Raw genomic sequence first — 16416 nt, forward strand, 5'->3', positions numbered from 1 at the left:
TCGAGTGGTCCGCAAGGGGGTTTTCCTACGCTCCGGGCACTGTGGCAGAACCGCTGCCCGGTCGTGATGAGAGGCGAGGACGAGCATGGGTAACCCACAAGCGCCAGGGCCGAAGCGGCAGCGTAGGGCGCTGCTCATCGGCTGCGGGATCGCCGGCCCCGTGCTGGCTCTCTTCCTCCAGCGGATCGGCGTCGAGGCCGTCATCCACGAGGCGAGCGAGGCACCACGCGACGACGTGGGCGCTTTCCTCAACCTCGCCCCCAACGGGCTCGCCGTGCTGGAAACCCTCGGCATCAGGGAGAACGTCGAGCAATACGGATCGCCGACCACCAGCACGGCCTTCCTCAACCACCGCGGCAAGCAGCTCGGGGAGAACCCCGCCGAGACCCTGCTCCTCAAGCGCGGCCTGCTCAACAAGGGGCTGCGCGAAGCCGCCGTCGAGCGGGGAATCCGCATCGAGTTCGGGAAGTTCTTCGAGAGCGTCACCCCCCAGGCCGGTGACGGAGTGACCGTACACTTCCGCGACGGCTCCACCGCCGAGGGCGACTTCATGGTCGGCTGCGACGGCATCCACTCCAGAACGCGGTACTCGGTGTTGCCCGACGCGCCCAAGCCGACGTACACGGGCGTCATCGGCACCGCCGGCTACACCCGCTCCCGGTACGGTGCGCCCGAGGACGGCACGATGCGGATGTCGTTCTGCCTCGACGGGTTCTTCGGCCATCAGACCACGCCCGGCGGGGAGATCTACTGGTTCGAGAACTACCACCAGGCCCACGAGCCCGAGCGCGGTGAGATCGAGGCCGTCACCCACGAGGAGTGGCAGCGGCGGCTGCTGGCCAAGCACCGCAAGGACCACTTCCCGGTGCCGCAGCTCATCGAGGACACCCCGGCCGGCATCCTCGGCTACCCCATCTACGACATGCCGTCCCTTCGCACCTGGTACAAGGGGCGGGTCTGCCTGGTCGGTGACGCGGCGCACGCCACCTCGCCGCACGTCGGGCAGGGCGCCTCCATGGCGATGGAGGACGCAATCGTGCTCGCCAAGTGTCTGCGGGACCTCTCCGATGCCGAAAGCGCCTTCGCCGCGTTCCAGGCCATCCGCCAGGGGCGTGTCGAGAAGATCATCAAAGAGGGCCGCAAGACCGGCAACCAGAAGGCCGCCACCAACGGCTTCCAGCGCGCGGTGCGCGATCTGGTATTGCCCTTCTTCCTCAAGCTCGGCGTCAAAGCGACCCAGCCCGTCTACTCCTACCGCGTCCCCTGGGACGAGCCGGTGACCGCCGCCCGCGCCTGAGTACCGCAACCGGCCGAGGGGCGCGCCCGATTCACGGGCGCGCCCTCTTGCGTGCCGGGGTCGGGCGGCGGCGTGCCGACGCCCGGAGTTTCGAGGCCGCCTCCACCGCCGCTCCGGCACCCCGGCGCACCGTGCCGGGGAGGGTCCGAGCCTTCACCCGACCTGTCCAGGACCCCGGAGGAATTGGAGAAGTTCATGCGTGGTTCCACCCAGATCCTCGTCATCGGGGGCGGGCCTGCCGGGTCCACGGCGGCCGGACTGCTGGCGAAGCAGGGCTTCGAGGTCACCCTGCTGGAGCGTGACCAGTTCCCTCGCTACCACATCGGTGAGTCGATCCTCCCCTCGTGCCGGCCGATCCTGGAACTGCTCGGCGTCTGGAAGAAGGTGGAGTCCCACGGCTTCCAGCCCAAGGGCGGCGCCTACTTCTTCTGGGGACCGGAGGAGTGGGAGGTCAAGTTCGACAGCCTGGGCGAGGACGGCACCAACGCCTGGCAGGTCGTCCGCTCCGAGTTCGACGAACTGCTGCTGCGGCACGCCGAGTCGCTGGGCGTCGAGGTCGTGGAGAACATCACCGTCAAGGAGCTGGAGTTCGACGGCGAGCGTCCCGTCGCGGCCCAGTGGGCCGGCACCAAGAACCCGTCCGAGAGCGGACGCATCACCTTCGACTACGTCATCGACGCCTCCGGACGCGGCGGCGTGTTGGCGGCCCGGCACGTGAAGAACCGCCAGTACCACGAGATCTTCCGCAACGTGGCGGCCTGGTCGTACTGGAAGAACGTCAAGCCGCTCGACCGCGGACCCGAGGGGGCCATCGCCGTCTGCTCGGCGCCCGACGGCTGGTTCTGGGTGATCCCGCTGCACGACGGCACCACCAGCATCGGCCTGGTCACCGGCCGGGACATCTTCAACGAGAAGCGCAATCGGCTCGGCGGTATCCAGGAGGTCTACGACCAGGTGCTGGCCGAGTGCCCCGCAGTCACCAAGCTGCTGGGCGGCGCCGAGCAGGTCAGCGGGATGAAGGTGGAGCAGGACTACTCCTACACCGCGGAGAACTTCGGCCGCCCCGGCTATCTGATGTGCGGAGACGCCGCCTGCTTCCTCGACCCGCTGCTGTCCACCGGCGTCCATCTGGCCACCTACAGCGCCATGCTGGCCAGCGCGGCACTGGGCAGCGTCATCCGCGGCGAGGTCGAGGAAGAGGAAGCCTGGCACTTCTTCAACACCGTCTACCGGCACGCATACGAGCGGCTGCTGGTGCTGGTCTCGGTCTTCTACGAGAGCTACCGCGGCAAGGAGCACCACTTCTACAACGCCCAGAAACTCACCTCCTCACAGCGCGAGAACCTCAACCTCCAGGACGCCTTCGACCGCATCATCACCGGCATCGCCGACATGGAGGACGCGCAGGACGTCTACGCGAGCGTGCACGCCCACCTCAACGGCGCGGAGAGCGGTGACCCCAACCCGCTCGCCAACCTCAACAAGGTGCACGAGCAGAAGCAGGCCCCCATGAGCGAGCAGAACGCCGTCGGCGGGCTGTACCTCTCCTTCCGCCCGTATCTGCATCTGGCGCGGGCGACGGGAGCCGAGGCCGAGGGAGGACCCGCAGCATGACAGCCGCAAGCACTGCACCGCGCGAGGACCCCGGCAGCGGGTCCGCCTCGCTGCGCCCCTGGCCCAACTGGTTCCGCACCCTGTTCATGAGCGACCTGTGGGAGCGCTTCGGCTTCTTCGGAATGCAGGCGATCCTCGTCCTGTTCGCCGTTGCGCCCCGCGACGAGGGCGGGCTGGGGCTCGCCAAGGCGGACGCCGCCGCGCTGTTCGGCGCCTGGATCGGGCTCGCCTTCATGCTGTGCCTGCCCGGCGGCTGGATCGCCGACCGGCTGCTCGGCCCCCGCCGCACGCTGCTGCTCGGCGCAGCCGTCACCACCGCGGGACACTTCGCGCTGGCCACGCCGCTGCTGTGGCTCACCCCGCTCGCGCTTGTACTGCTCGCCGTCGGAATGGGCCTGTACAAGCCCAACCACCAGGCGCTGCTCAACCTGATGTTCAAGGACAACGGGCGCCGCGAGGCGGGCATCTCGCTGATCTACGTCGGCATCCAGGTCAGCGCACTCACCTCGCCGCTGATCGCCGGGTTCCTCGGCGAACGCGTCGACTGGCGGCTCGGCTTCGCCGTCTCGGGCACCGCCATGCTCATCGGCACCGTCCAGGTCGCCCTGGCCCGGCCGCAGTTCGAGGGCGTGGGCGAGCAGCCGGGCAGGCCGCTGGACGCGGATGCGGCGCGCCGCGTCAAACGACGCTCCGGAACCGTCGCAGGCATTCTCGTACTGCTGCTGGGCGGCATGGCGGCGACGGGTGCTCTGACGGCGGGCAGCGGCATCGCGCTGGTCGGCATGGCCTCGATCATCGCACCCGTCCTCGCCTATACGGTGCTCTACCGCAGCCGCGAGCTGGGCCCCGGCGACCGCAGGCGGCTGCGCTCGTTCCTGTGGATCTTCCTGGGCTCGACGCTGTTCTGGTCGCTGATCGCCCAGGACGGTTCGTCCCTCACGCTGTTCGCGAAGCACTCCACCGACCGCGATGTGCTCGGCTTCGAAGTCCCGGTCAGCTGGCTCCAGTCGGCCACCCCGCTGTTCATCCTCGTCCTGGCGCCCGTCTTCGCCTGGCTGCTGCTCAAGCACGGCGGCGGACGCGCGGGCGTCCCGGCGAAGTTCTCCGCCGGGCTGCTGCTGACCGGCGTCAGCTTCCTCATCATGGCCCTCGCCGCAGGGCTGGCCTCCGGCGATGACAAGGTCTCGCCGCTGTGGCTGCTGGTGGTCTACCTGATGCACGCCTGCGGCGAACTCATCGTCGCCGCCGTGGGCATCGCCGCCGTCGCCGATGTGCTGCCGCGCCGCTTCATCGCGCACATGCTCGGGCTGCTGTGGCTGTTCGCCGCGCTCGGCGGCGGCGCGGGCAGCGGCCTCGTCCGGCTGATCGACGTCATCCCCGAGGCGCTGTACTACCTGCTGCTCGCCGTCCTGGCGCTGGCAGTCGGCGGCACGCTCGCACTGCGCCGGCACACCGTGGCCCGCGGACTGGCCCCGGAGGACGCCGCGCCGCCCGCGACCGTCAAGGAAGGTGACCCCGTATGACCTCCCTCTCCCAGGTTCCGGAATCCACCACCCTCGACTCGCCGGAAACCTCGGCCCTCGCCCGGCTGGGTCTGGGCTTCGCCGCCTCCAAGCTGCTGCTCAGCGCCCTCGAACTGGGTGTGTTCACCGCCCTCGCCGAGACCGCGGACGGCACCGCTGAGGCCGAGGAACTGCGCGCCGCGCTGAGCCTGCACCCGCGGGCCGCCTCCGACTTCTTCGACGCGCTGACCGCCGTCGGGCTGCTGGAGCGGCAATACGGCCGCTACCGCAACAGCGAGGCGGCCCGCCGCCACCTGGTGCGCGGCCCCGCATACCAGGGCGGCTTCCTGGAGGGCGCGAACTTCGTGCTCTACCCGGCCTGGGGCCGGCTCACCGAAGCGCTGCGCACCGGACAACCGCAGGCCGAGGGCGACTTCGAGGCAATGCTCAGCGACCCGCAAGCGCGCCGGATGTTCCTGGCCATGCAGGACTCGCTCAGCCAGCCGCTGATCCCGCAGTTGCTGGACGCGCTCGACTGGGCCGGGTACACCACCCTCACCGACGTGGGCGGAGCCCGCGGCAATCTCGCCGCGCGCATCGTCCGGGAGCGCCCCGGACTGACGGCAACCGTCTTCGACCGCCCGCAGAACGCCGAACCGTGCGCCGAGCACGCCCGGGACCTCGGGGTACCCGAGAGCGTCACCTTCTTGGGGGGTGACTTCTTCACCGACCCCCTGCCGTCCGCCGATGTCGTCGTCATCGGGCACGTCCTCGCGGACTTCTCCCGCGACGAGCGGCGCACGCTGATCGAGAAGGCGTACGCGGCCGTCCACGACGGCGGCGCGCTGCTCGTCTACGACCCGATGAACGGCGACAAGCCCGAACTGGCCTCGCTGGTCGCCAGCCTCCACATGCTCGTGATGACCCCGGCAGGCGCCGGATACCACCCGGACCACTGCACGGGCTGGATGGAGCAGGCCGGATTCACCGAGGTGACCGGCCACCCGCTGCCTCTGGGCAACACCCTGCTGGTCGCCCGTAAACCGGCGGCATGAAGCCCTGACTCGGTAAGGAGACCGACTGTGGAGATCGGAGTGGGCCTGCCCACCACCGTGCCCGACGTCGACGGGCGGCGGCTCGTCCACTGGGCGGCCCGCGCCGAGGAGCACGGCTTCTCGACGCTGGGCGTACTCGACCGGCTCGTCTACGACAGCTACGAACCCCTCACCGCGCTCACGGCGGCTGCGGCCGTGACGGAACGCATCCGCCTGGCGACGACGATCCTGCTGGCGGCCTACCGCCCCGCCACCCCGCTGCTGGCCAAACAACTCGCCACCCTGCACGAGATCTCCGGCGGTCGGCTGACCGTCGGCACGGCGGCAGGCGGCAGGGAGGACGACTTCCAGGCGACAGGCGCCACCTACGGGGACCGTGGCCGCCGCCTGGACGCCATCCTGAGCGAGCTGCGGGCTGTGTGGGACGGCAAGGAGACGGCAACCGGCGTCGCGGGTATCGGCCCCCGCCCCAGCGGGCCCGGCCCCGAACTGATCGTCGGCGGCCACACCCCCACCGCCATGCGACGCGCAGCGCGCCATGCGAGCGGCTGGATCGCAGGCGGCAGCTCCGCCACGGCCTACGCCGACCTCGCCCAGCAGGCCCGCGCCGCCTGGCGCACCGAGGGCCGCACCGACACCCCGCGCCTGGTCGCCCTCGTCTACGCCTGCCTCGGCCCGAACGCCCGCGATGTTGCGGAGCGCTACCTCCGCGCCTACTACGCCTTCATCGGCCCCAAGGCCGAAATGGCCGCCAAAGCCGTCATCACCGACGCGGACTCGCTCCGCGAGACGGCCACGGCCTATGAGGCGGCAGGCTGCGACGAGCTGTTGGTCTTCCCCTGCACCGCCACCTCAAGCCAGCTGGACCTCCTCGCCGAGGCCGCCCTGAGCTGACACCTTCGGGCCTACCATCGGAAGTGAAGCCACCAACGCCCGAAACCCGCTGGGGTGAACGTGAGCAACTGGGCTGATCTGACGACAGGCAAGCGCATCAAGGCCCTACGGGGCTCCGATCTGACACAGCATGAACTCGCGGAGGCCGCCGGCGTCTCGTACGCGCTGGTGCAGAAGGCCGAACAGGACCGCGGAGAGCTGTCCGTCGGCTCCCTGCTCAAGCTCGCCGCCGCGCTCGGCACGGACGTTGCCGTGATCCTCGGCCAACAGGCACCGCGGCGTGGCATGAGCAGGAACACGCGAATTGCCGTCCGGCGGCTTTCTGACGCGGTGCACGACAGTGCGCTCGGCGGGTGGGAGGGCGTTGAGGAGCCGAGTACGCTCAGCGAACTGTCGGCTGCTCACGACCGTTTGGGTGCCGCCTATTGGCAGGGATCATTCGAGGCATTCAGCGAACTCGTCGCCAAGGTGCTGCTCGAAGGGCGGGCCCGGTACCTGCACGTCACAGGGTACGAACGCGAACGCCTGGGTTCGATCCTGGCGACCACCTACCAGTTCGCTTCCTCGGCTGCGCTCCTCCTCGGGCAGCGCGATCTCGCCCTGAGCGCGCTCACCTCCGCGCGTCATCTCGCGGAGGAATCTGGAGATGAGGCGTTGACCGCGCTCCTGGGATCGACGCTGTCCTGGATCTACCTGCGGAGCGCAAGAGTTCCTCGGGCAGTTGCCGTTGCTGAGCAGGCGGCCTTGCGGGTTGAACCGTCATTCAGCCGAGCCTCCCGTCCTCAGCTGCTCGCGTACGGGCGGCTGATGATCTCTGCGGCCGTAGCCGCATCGCGGCGGAGCGATTCCGTATCCGCCGACGACTATCTGTCGCAAGCTCATGCGGCGGCTGCTCGGCTCGGTGACGACGTGTCGCTGTACGGCACGCATTTCGGCCCTACCTTCGCGAACACCGAGGCCGTGGGAATCGCCGTGGCGCTCGGAAACCACGGGAAGGCGCTCCAGCTGGCCGCACGCACCGAACTGCCCCGATCCATGCCCAAGCTCGCCCGCAACCGGTACAAGCTCGACGTCGCCCTCGCACAAGTCTCGGCCGGGCTGCACGACAAGGCTGGTGACACGCTGGTCGAGGTCGGTCTCGATGCCCCGGAGTGGGTGAAGCTCCAGGCGTTGCCCGGAGTCATCGGGAAGCGGATTGCCCGGGTGTCGACGGCGCGGGTGCGGGCCATCAGCGAAGTGATCGGGGTTCCGTTGGTCGCTTGACGTGCTCCCTGGCCTAAGGTCCAGGGATTCCAGCCTGGGTCGTGTGACCCTTCCGGGGGCTTCCTGCTTCGACGCGCTGTGCGGGCATGTGTGCCCGTCTTACCGGCGCTCCACAGGCGTTTAGCGTCTCCACCCGTCCGGTGGCGACGACTCGTTGTCCTTCGAAGAGGACGTTGCGTGCTGCGTTGTGGTCACCGTCGTGCACGGTGCCGCACTCGCTGCAGGTCCACTCGCGGACGTGCAATGGTTTGGGGCCGTCCCGGAGTCCGCAGGCTGAACAGACCTGGGAGGAGGGGAAGGTCCGGTCCACCTTGGTGAGGGTGCGGCCGTGCAGAGCCGCTTTGTACTCCAGCATGCCGACGAACGTGGACCATCCCGCGTCGTGTACGGGCTTGGCGAGCCGGGTGCGTCCGAGGCCGGACACCGCGAGGTCTTCCACGTACACCGCTTGGTTGTCGCGGATGATCTGTGTGGATGCCTTGTGGTGCCGGTCCCGGCGCCGGTTGGCCACGCGGGCGTGCTGGCGTGCGACCTTGATGCGGGCCTTGGCCCGGTTCTTCGATCCCTTGGCCTTGCGGGACAGCTTGCGCCCGAGCCGCTTGAGCTTCTTCTCGGCCCGGCGCAGGAAGCGGGGGCTGTCGATCTTCCGGCCATCGGACAGGACAGCGAAGGCGGACAGGCCGAGGTTGCACGCGTTCGTGCCGGACCGGCTGTGGCCGGGGACGGCGGGTGGCAACCGGCAAGGCGAGGTGATCGACCGGAGCACCGACCCGGCGGGGTGGTGGGGGAAGGTCTACAGCGACGTACCCCTCACGACGCAATGGGACGACGGCGCGCACACGGGAAACAGCAAGGGCCGCACCCCGACCTCGTCCAACTCCATGCCGAAGATGGTGTTCGCGATGCTCGACGCCCTCAGCGTGGAACGCGGTAACCGTGTGTTGGAGGTTGGCACGGGCACCGGCTGGAATGCCGCGCTGCTCTCCTACCGGCTCGGCCCGGACAACGTCGTCACGATCGAGGTTGACCCGGCCGTCGCGGACGAGGCCCGGCGCCGGTTCACCGCGACCGAGCTCACTCCGTTGTCCGTCGTCGGGGACGGCGCACAGGGTTACCCGGACGGGGCCCCGTACGACCGGATCATCGCCACGTGCGGAATCTCCCGAGTGCCGTACGCATGGGTCGAGCAGGCCCGGACCGGCGGCTTGGTTGTGGCTCCGTGGGGCCCGCCGTACGGCGGGCAGGCCGTGGCACGGCTCCAGGCGGGGGAGGGCGGTATCGCCTCGGGCCCGTTCGTGATGTCGTCGGCATTCATGCGCCTCCGCGACCAGCGCGACCAGTTCCCCCCGACCGCGTCGTTCCCGGGCGCCGCCGACTGGCCGGCCGAGGGCGAACGGCGTACGACGGCGCTCTCGCCCGACGACATGGGCGACTGGCACCACATGTTCACACTCGGCGTGCAGGTGCCCGATCTGTTCTGCCGTGTCGAGTGTGGCCAGGGCGGCGCCTACCGGCTGTGGCTGCTGGAGATGTCCGGCCAGTCATGGGCGACCGCGGACTACGAACACGGCCGAACCGCGTACGAGGTCGTCGAGTCGGGCCCGCGCCGGCTGTGGGCCGAGGCCGAGGCCGTCATGTCCTGGTGGCGCGAGCAGGGCGAGCCGCGGTTCGAGCGCTACGGGCTGACGGTCACACCGCATGGACAACGCGTCTGGCTCGACCACCCGCGCAACCCGGTTCCCGTGCTGGTTCCGTAGGGCTCGGCACGCCAACTCGCCGTCCTCGCCCGTAAAGCCGGGTGGCACGACCAAGGGCTCTCCCTCGCACGCAACGCCGCCGAGGCGCCCGAGCTGCGCGAGGTCGACACGTGGGGCACGTCTGACCAGCTTCGGCTCCACTTGGTCGGGGAAGTTGACCGGCCCCGAGAGGGCTAGCTCTTGCCGGCGGGAGTCCCAGCGTTGGGAGCCGACTCAGTGCTCTCTGTGGAGAAGGTGAAATCCCCCAGTGCCGCCGGCCCGCCCCGGCGGCGGCCGAATACGGCGAGCAGTGGGCCGGCCATGGCGGTGGTCACCAGGGCCATGACGACCATGAGGGCGTACAACTCGGGGCCGATGACGTCGAGTTGGAGTCCCACGGTGAGGATGACCAGTTCCGTCAGTCCGCGGGTGTTCATCAGCGCGGCCAGCACCCCGCTCTGCACGCGGGGCACCCGGTTGAGGCGGGCGCCCACATAGGCGCCGGCGAACTTGCCGGTGATCGCGGTCAGCAGGATCAGCCCGAGCTCGCCCAGTTCCCGGGTACCGGTGCGGGAGAGGTCGACCTGGAGACCGGCGACGACGAAGAAGGCGGGCAGCAGCAACAGCCGGGTCACGTACTCGAGCCGGTCGGTGATCTGGAGCCGCAGCCGGCGCGAGGGGTCGCGGGGCATCACCGCACCGAACAGGAAGGCGCCGAAGACGAAGTGGGCGCCCATCCACGCGGTGGCCAGGGACGAGAGCAGCAGCCCTCCCAGCACCACGATCAGCTGGTCCGCGGTCACATGCTCACGTGCCCACCCCGCCCAGCCGGCCTGCGTCCCTGGTCCGCGCCGCCCCTCGAACAGCCGCCGCAGACAGGGCCGTACGACGAGCAGCATCACGGCGAGGTACACCGGAGCCAGCAGCATCCGCCACTGGCCGCCGCCGCCCGCGACGGTGACGACGACGGCCAGCAGCGACCAGGCGAGGATGTCGTCGAGTGCGGCACTGGCCAGCGCGATGCCGCCGACCCGGGTGCGGCCGAGCCCGCTGTCGGCCAGTATGCGGGCCAGTACGGGGAAGGCGGTGACCGCCATGGCGGCGCCGAGGAAGAGTACGAAGGCCGTCCGGCTGCTGGTGGCGTGCTGGTCGGCGAGGTACAGCGCGAGCAGCCCGCCGAGGATCAGCGGCGCCAGTACGGAGCACAGGGACACGCTCGCCGCGACGCGTTCTTTGCCGCGGAGCCGGGCCAGGTCGAGCTCGTAGCCGACCACGAACATGAACAGCACCAGGCCGAGGTCGGCCAGCGCGCCGAGCATCGGCCGGATGTCGGTGGGGAAGAGAAGCCGGGCCAGCGCGCCGTCGAACAGGGTGGGCCCGACGAGCACCCCGGCAAGCAGTTCGCCCACCACGGGCGGCTGTCCGATCCTGCGCGCTGCGGCGCCCAGCAGCCGGCTGAGCGCCAGTATGGCGGCGAGTCCGATGAAGAAGGACTGGACCTGCTCCGGAGTCATGAGTGCGCCCCCTGCGCGGTGCCGAACGGTGCCGAGCCGTCTCGGCGGGTGCCGAGCGAGCGATGCAGCCGGTCGGCCGACCAGCCGTCACGCCGTGACCGACCGGCCGGTATGCCGCGACCACCAACCGACCGGTCGACCGACCGACCGGCCGTTATGCGTGACCGGGCAGGACCGGCGCCGGACGGCGAAGGTAAGGGGGCGCACTCGACGGGGCGTCGAGGCTCAGCGGGACGGGCCCGCGGCCGCCTTGCGGTGCTGCTCCGCGTCCGGGTGCTCGTACTCCCGGCCGGGGTCGGGCAGTACCGGCCAGGTCCCGTCCCGGTGTGCGGTGCGGCAGTCGTCGATGAACTCGCGGGAGAACATCGCGGTCAGCGTCGCGACGCCGCCGCGTGCGACGCGGATCTCGCCGCGCTGGAGCGTACCGGTCAGCCGGACGACGCGGCCGTGGTGCGGGACGTGCCGCTCGCGGTCCTTGATCTTGCAGCGGCCGACCAGGGCCAGCTCCCGCTCGTCGAGAACGGCGTCCTCGGGGAGCAGCAGCTTGAGCGTGCTCCGCTCGCTCAGCAGCCGCAGCTCGATGACGCCCTCGGGGAGTTCCGCCGAGCGCAGGTCGAGGTGGACGGAGGAGCGGCGGGCGCGGACGTCGATCGTCCGGCTCCGCGTCCAGTGGCCCAGCCGTTTCACACTGGTGTAGAAGGCTTCGACCCGTTCGGTGTGGAGGTCCGGCGTGTGCTCTGTGTGCTGATTGCTCTCGCTGTGCTGGTTGCTCATCGCAGCGTTCCTTCCAGGAACCCGGGCAACAACCCGATAGTGGATGCGTACCTTGAGAACCGGCTATCTTGGTAATCAAGCTAGCCGGATGCCTTTATTTTGAGAGTCGAGATACTTGTATGTCAAGCGAAGAGATTTCTCCGCCGCAGGAGTCGAAGGAAACCGAGCTGCGCCGGCAGCTCGGCGAGGAGGTCCGCGCCCTGCAGAGCGCGACCGACGCCGTGGACGCCGCCACCGCAGACCGGCTCGGCATCAACCGCACCGACCTGCACTGCCTCGACGTCCTCACCCAGCGCGAGAGCGCCACCCCCAGCCAGTTGGGCGCCGCGCTCGGGCTGACGACCGGCAGTGTCACCGCGATGCTCGACCGGCTGGCCCGGCTGGGCTATCTGACCCGCGAGCCGGACCCGCACGACCGCCGTAAGTCCGTCGTCCGCGCCACCGAGCAGATCCAGCGCGGTGCCGACGACCTCTACGGCCCCCTCGCGGAGGAAGGTGTCGCGCTGCTGGAGCGCTACTCGCTGCCCGAACTGGAGCTCCTCCTGGACTTCGCCCGGCGCAGCCGCGAGATCCAGGAACGGCACGCGAAGCGGGTGCGGGACGACAAGCACGAGAAGTGAGCTGAGCCGCCACTCAGCCGGATGCGGGGCGCATGGGAGGGTGCGGGCCGGGAACGCGCGGGGCGGGAGCCACGCCCCCGCACAGGAAGCAGGTGTTCGCCATGCCCGAGGCCATCGCCTTCGCCGCGTACGGCGGTCCCGAGGTGCTCCAGCCCACCGGCATCGACATCCCGGAGCCCGATCCCGACCAGGTGCGCGTCGCCGTCCGGGCCGCGGGTGTCAATCCTCTGGACTGGAAGCTCCGCAGCGGCGCCCTGGCCGCCGTCATGCCCGTCCCGCTGCCGCACATCCCCGGGCTGGAGTTCGCGGGCTCCGTCGACGCGGTGGGCGACGGCGTCAGCGGCCTGGAGCCCGGCGACGAGGTCTTCGGCCGCGCCCAGTACGCCTACGCCACGCTCCTCGTCGCCGACACCGCCCTGCTGCGGCTGCGGCCGGACGATCTGGACGTTCACCGGGCCGCGGGGCTGCCCGTCGCCGCGGAGGCCGCCTACCGCGCGCTGGAGGAGCTGCACGTCGCGGCGGGGGAGACGGTGCTTGTCCACGGTGCGGGTGGCGCCGTCGGCAATCTCGCCGTCCAGTTTGCGTCGGCGCGCGGTGCGCACGTCGTCGGTACGGCCGCCGAGCGGGTGCACCGGCGCCTGGCCGATCTGGGGGCAACCCCCGTCACCTACGGAGCGGGCTGGGCGGAACGGGTGCGCGCGGTCGCCCCGCGCGGGGTGGACGCCGTCCTGGACACCTCGGGCGCCGATGTGCTGGGTGACTCCGTCAGGCTCGCCGGCGGTGGGGCCGCGAGGGTGCTGACCCTCGCCGATCCGCAGGCCGCGGAGGCGCACGGGGTGCGGTTCTCCGGGGGTGCGGCGGGGGTCAACCGCACCGGTGCGGCGCTCGATCAGGCCCTCGCCCTGAACCGGCGCGGCACGCTTACCGTGCCGCTGGCTGAGCCGTTGCCGCTTGCGGACGCTGCGCGGGCCCACCGAGCCGGCGAAGCCGGCGGCCTCTCCGCCAAGCTGGTCCTCACCACTGCTGCTGAGTAGGGGCTGCCCCTGTCTGCCGCCCGCAGCCTGCGGGTGCGCAGTGGTTGCTCGCGCAGTTCCCCGCGCCCCTTCGGGGCGCGTCCCCCAACTGCGCTTGGGCAGTCTGCGCCAAGGGCGCAGGGTGGGCAAGCGCAGCCCCCATGCGGGGTAAGCGAGATGGAACCCCGCCCACCGTGCCCGGAAGGGGTGGGTGGGCGGGGGAAAAACCGGGCCGACGCTCAGTGGGCCTTGTGGGCGATGACCAGGGTGACATCGTGGCCCAGAGCGCGGTGTTCCACGCGGGCGAAGCCCGCATCGCGCATCCACGCCGCACACTGCGCGAGGGTGTAGCCCTTCCCGTGCGGGGTCATCAGTTGAAGGTTCAGGCTGCGCAGCAGATTGCGGAGGTAGCTCTCCTCGTCGGGCACGATCACCGGGTCCCACACCAGGAAGGCCCCACCGGGCCGCACCCCGGCGAAGGCGTTCTTGACCAACTGGGCGCGCTGGTCGTCGTTCCAGTCGACCAGCGCGTGCCCCAGCATCAGCACGTCGGCCTCGGGCAGCGGCCCGGCGAAGAAGTCACCGCCATGGAAGCCGAGCTTGCCGGTCATCCCCAGCGCGGCCATGTGCGCCTCGAAGTCCCCCTCCAGCTGCGGCAGGTCGAAGACCCGCGCGTCCAGGTGCGGATGGGCCGCCACCAGCCCGGCCAGTACGTTGCCGCGGCAGCCGCCGAGCTCCAGTACGGAGCCGTACGAAGCCCAGTCGAAGACCTCGGTCAGTGCCGGGATCAGCGGCCGGCTGGCGTCCTCGGCCATACCGACCAGTCCGTCCTTCTTCTCCTCGCTGTCGTAGAGCTGATCGAACATGTCCTCGCCGGAGTACGTCGCCGCCTGCGGCTCACCGGTCCGCAGCCCCTCGGCCAGCCGCTCCCACGCCGGGTACATCACCCGGTCGGCGAGCTGCAGAAAGCCGCTGAGCGAGGCCGGGTCACCGGGCACCAACAGCTGTGCCGAAACAGGGGAGTTGGCCCAGGCGCCGTCCGCAGCCCGCTCCAGGAAGCCGAGTTCGGCCAGCGCGGCGAGGAAGTGGTCACAGCCGCGCGGGTGCAGACCCAGCAGCTCCCGCAGCCGCTCCTCGGGCTGCGGGCCCTCGGCCAGCGCGGAGAAGAGGCCGAGCCGCACTCCGGCCAGCACCAACTTCGCCGGCTGGAAGGCCATGGCCTGACCGAGCACCTGCCCGGCCCGGGCCGTCACATCGTCACCCACGAAGCCACCTCCCGGTCACGAGCCGACCGCCGAGGGGGCCGCCGCCGAGGGGGCCGCCGCCGAGGCGCGCGCCAGCACATCGTCGAGCACCGCGTCCGGGTCCACCGCGGAGGCGTCGCCCGCGGAGCGCCAGGAGACGAACGCGTCCGGCCGTACCAGCACGGCGCCGCCCGCGTTCACTCCGTACGCCGTCGCCCAGTCCCGGTCCTGGGGCCGCAGCTCCTCGTCCGGACCGACCGCGTGGGTGCGCAGCGGTACGCCCAGCCGCTCGGCCGCCTTGACCGCCGCCTTCGCCCAGGCGCCGCCGTCGGGGCCGTGCAGCAGGACGAAGTCGTCCCAGAACAGGTCGATGGTGGAGATCCGCTCGGCACCCCGGCGCAACCACACATGCGGGGCGCGGGTGCCCGGCTCACCGGTCAGCTCCAGATCGGGGGTGAGGACCTTGGAGCCCTCGGCTCCGACGATGGAGGAGGAGCGGTAGCGGTAGCCGAGCGTGATGATCACGTCGTCGACGAAGTCCTGCCGGTCCTGCTCGGTGGCGTACCCGTGCCGGATCCGGTTGCGCACCAGTGCCTGCTCGGACATCGCGGTGCCCAGCGGACGGCGTTCCGCGTCGTAGGTGTCCAGCAGCGCGTCGGTGCCCCAGCCGGCCTGCACGGCGGCCAGCTTCCAGGACAGGTTGTGCGCGTCGTGGATACCGGTGTTGGCGCCGAAGCCGCCCGCGGGCGGGTGCACATGCGCGGCGTCGCCCGCGAGGAAGACCCGGCCGGCGCGGAACGTCTCGGAGACCAGCTGGGCGCCCTGCCACGGCACCTTGTCCATGATCTCGACGTCGATGTCCTTGCCCGCCGCGCGGCGGACGATCTCCACACACCGCTCGTCGGTGTAGTCCTCGGGCGTCTCGCCCTTCTCCGGGTAGTAGATCGGCGCCGCCAGCCACGGGTCGCAGCCGTGCAGCCGGGAGAGCCCCATCAGTGAGCCGCCGGCCGAGGCGTAGCACAGGATGAACTTGCGGTCCTTGAGCAGTGTCTCCAGCTCGGGCGCCCGGAAGTAGATGCTCAGCGCGTTGAAGACGGTGCCGCGGCCCACCCGCTCGACGCCCAGCGCCTGCCGGATGCGGCTGCCCGCGCCGTCGGCGCCCACCAGATAGTCGGCGCGGATGGTCAGCCGGTTGCCCGTCGCGGCCTCCTCGGCGATGGCGGTGACGCCCTCGTCGTCCGCCTCGAAGGAGAGCAGCCGGGTGTTGAAGCGTACGTCGGCGCCGTACTCCTGGGCCTTGGCGACCAGCACCTTCTCGTAGCGGTCCTGGCCGCAGCCCATCACCCGTTCGGGGCTCACGGTGGGGCCGTCCAGCGACGGGGACTCCAGCAGCTCGGCGTTGTCGATGTCGGAGAAGGTGTCGACCTTGATGATCCCGCCCTCGAAGTAGGCGTGCGAGTTGCCCTTCTCCAGCGCGCGGATGTCCTTCCCGAGCCCCGCGGCGCGGAACAGCTCCATCGTGCGGGCCTGCAGGCCGGGGGCGCGGGGAAGCATGGAGGTGCTGTCCCGCTTCTCCAGCAGCATCGTGCGGACGCCACGCCGGCCGCTGAACAGCGCGGTGGAGAGTCCGACGGGACCACCGCCGACGATCAGCACCGGGATCTTCACGTCATACATGCATGTCCCCTCTGAACGGCTGGGCTTGGCCGGTTTCGGCACCCCTGATGAGTAGCCACGGCCCCTTGAGGGCTGCTGGAGATATGGCGGGGGCGGGCACCCGGAGCGGTCCGGAGCCGCCCCCACCGCCGTTCGAGGGGCGCTCAACTTCGCGGTGTGACCCTCCCGGGGCGGCCCTGGCGCCAGGCCATGTGCCGTTTCGGAAGGAGTCCT

The 16416-nt window shown here is 70.6% G+C and carries 13 protein-coding genes and 1 pseudogene; 9 read left to right on the plus strand and 5 right to left on the minus strand.

All coding sequences use genetic code 11. The annotated features are described in order from the left end of the window. Positions 1-85 precede the first annotated feature (85 nt). From ACTWP9_RS14610 to ACTWP9_RS14635, 6 genes are all read left to right on the plus strand, one after another. Positions 86-1297 (plus strand): FAD-dependent monooxygenase, encoded by a 1212-nt coding sequence (locus ACTWP9_RS14610; protein ID WP_443246549.1) that lies wholly within the window; start codon positions 86-88, stop codon positions 1295-1297. Between the two features lie 195 nt (positions 1298-1492). Continuing rightward, a complete protein-coding gene (locus ACTWP9_RS14615; RefSeq protein WP_443246550.1) occupies positions 1493-2911 on the plus strand; it encodes an NAD(P)/FAD-dependent oxidoreductase in 1419 nt (472 codons plus the stop codon). Next, complete coding sequence (locus ACTWP9_RS14620; protein WP_443246551.1) at positions 2908-4434, plus strand: peptide MFS transporter; 1527 nt, start codon at positions 2908-2910, stop codon at positions 4432-4434. Before ACTWP9_RS14615 ends, ACTWP9_RS14620 begins: the two co-directional genes overlap by 4 nt. Next, positions 4431-5468: a methyltransferase gene (locus tag ACTWP9_RS14625; RefSeq protein WP_443246552.1), complete on the plus strand. Its 1038-nt coding sequence runs from the start codon at positions 4431-4433 to the stop codon at positions 5466-5468. Before ACTWP9_RS14620 ends, ACTWP9_RS14625 begins: the two co-directional genes overlap by 4 nt. A gap of 27 nt (positions 5469-5495) precedes the next feature. Beyond that, a complete protein-coding gene (locus ACTWP9_RS14630) occupies positions 5496-6362 on the plus strand; it encodes an LLM class flavin-dependent oxidoreductase (protein ID WP_443246553.1) in 867 nt (288 codons plus the stop codon). Positions 6363-6422: 60 nt separating this feature from the next. Further along, positions 6423-7625 (plus strand): helix-turn-helix domain-containing protein, encoded by a 1203-nt coding sequence (locus ACTWP9_RS14635; RefSeq protein WP_443246729.1) that lies wholly within the window; start codon positions 6423-6425, stop codon positions 7623-7625. 13 nt (positions 7626-7638) lie between these two features. Here ACTWP9_RS14635 and ACTWP9_RS14640 read toward each other — a convergent pair. Next, positions 7639-8313, minus strand: a pseudogene (locus ACTWP9_RS14640) (RNA-guided endonuclease InsQ/TnpB family protein); the annotation flags it as partial. A gap of 61 nt (positions 8314-8374) precedes the next feature. Between ACTWP9_RS14640 and ACTWP9_RS14645 the strand changes: the two are divergent. After that, positions 8375-9382, plus strand: a complete 1008-nt coding sequence (locus tag ACTWP9_RS14645; RefSeq protein WP_443246554.1) for a methyltransferase domain-containing protein — start codon at positions 8375-8377, stop codon at positions 9380-9382. Positions 9383-9555: 173 nt separating this feature from the next. Here the strand turns inward: ACTWP9_RS14645 and ACTWP9_RS14650 are convergent, their stop codons facing one another. Then, positions 9556-10875: a cation:proton antiporter gene (locus ACTWP9_RS14650; protein WP_443246555.1), complete on the minus strand. Its 1320-nt coding sequence runs from the start codon at positions 10873-10875 to the stop codon at positions 9556-9558. 225 nt (positions 10876-11100) lie between these two features. Further along, positions 11101-11649 carry a hypothetical protein gene (locus tag ACTWP9_RS14655; protein WP_443246556.1) on the minus strand — a complete coding sequence of 183 codons (549 nt, stop codon included), beginning with the start codon at positions 11647-11649 and terminating at the stop codon, positions 11101-11103. Positions 11650-11768: 119 nt separating this feature from the next. Here ACTWP9_RS14655 and ACTWP9_RS14660 point away from each other — a divergent pair, with 119 nt between their 5' ends. After that, a complete protein-coding gene (locus ACTWP9_RS14660; protein WP_443246557.1) occupies positions 11769-12269 on the plus strand; it encodes a MarR family winged helix-turn-helix transcriptional regulator in 501 nt (166 codons plus the stop codon). A gap of 101 nt (positions 12270-12370) precedes the next feature. Then, entirely contained in the window at positions 12371-13303 is a 933-nt protein-coding gene (locus ACTWP9_RS14665) for an NADP-dependent oxidoreductase (RefSeq protein ID WP_443246558.1), read from the plus strand. Between the two features lie 218 nt (positions 13304-13521). Here ACTWP9_RS14665 and ACTWP9_RS14670 read toward each other — a convergent pair whose 3' ends face one another. After that, positions 13522-14547, minus strand: a complete 1026-nt coding sequence (locus ACTWP9_RS14670) for a methyltransferase (RefSeq protein WP_443246559.1) — start codon at positions 14545-14547, stop codon at positions 13522-13524. A gap of 15 nt (positions 14548-14562) precedes the next feature. After that, complete coding sequence (locus tag ACTWP9_RS14675) at positions 14563-16203, minus strand: FAD-dependent monooxygenase (RefSeq protein ID WP_443246560.1); 1641 nt, start codon at positions 16201-16203, stop codon at positions 14563-14565. Between the last annotated feature and the right edge of the window lie 213 nt (positions 16204-16416).

The sequence above is a fragment of the Streptomyces sp. 3N207 genome, assembly GCF_052246355.1.
GTDB lineage: Bacteria > Actinomycetota > Actinomycetes > Streptomycetales > Streptomycetaceae > Streptomyces.

Bases quoted from the DNA above. Each gene is read 5' to 3' on its own strand.
- ACTWP9_RS14610 (WP_443246549.1), top strand. From the start codon at position 86: ATGGGTAACCCACAAGCGCCAGGGCCGAAGCGGCAGCGTAGGGCGCTG.
- ACTWP9_RS14615 (WP_443246550.1), top strand. From the start codon at position 1,493: ATGCGTGGTTCCACCCAGATCCTCGTCATCGGGGGCGGGCCTGCCGGG.
- ACTWP9_RS14620 (WP_443246551.1), top strand. From the start codon at position 2,908: ATGACAGCCGCAAGCACTGCACCGCGCGAGGACCCCGGCAGCGGGTCC.
- ACTWP9_RS14625 (WP_443246552.1), top strand. From the start codon at position 4,431: ATGACCTCCCTCTCCCAGGTTCCGGAATCCACCACCCTCGACTCGCCG.
- ACTWP9_RS14650 (WP_443246555.1), bottom strand. From the start codon at position 10,875: ATGACTCCGGAGCAGGTCCAGTCCTTCTTCATCGGACTCGCCGCCATA.
- ACTWP9_RS14655 (WP_443246556.1), bottom strand. From the start codon at position 11,649: ATGAGCAACCAGCACAGCGAGAGCAATCAGCACACAGAGCACACGCCG.
- ACTWP9_RS14660 (WP_443246557.1), top strand. From the start codon at position 11,769: ATGTCAAGCGAAGAGATTTCTCCGCCGCAGGAGTCGAAGGAAACCGAG.
- ACTWP9_RS14665 (WP_443246558.1), top strand. From the start codon at position 12,371: ATGCCCGAGGCCATCGCCTTCGCCGCGTACGGCGGTCCCGAGGTGCTC.
- ACTWP9_RS14675 (WP_443246560.1), bottom strand. From the start codon at position 16,203: ATGTATGACGTGAAGATCCCGGTGCTGATCGTCGGCGGTGGTCCCGTC.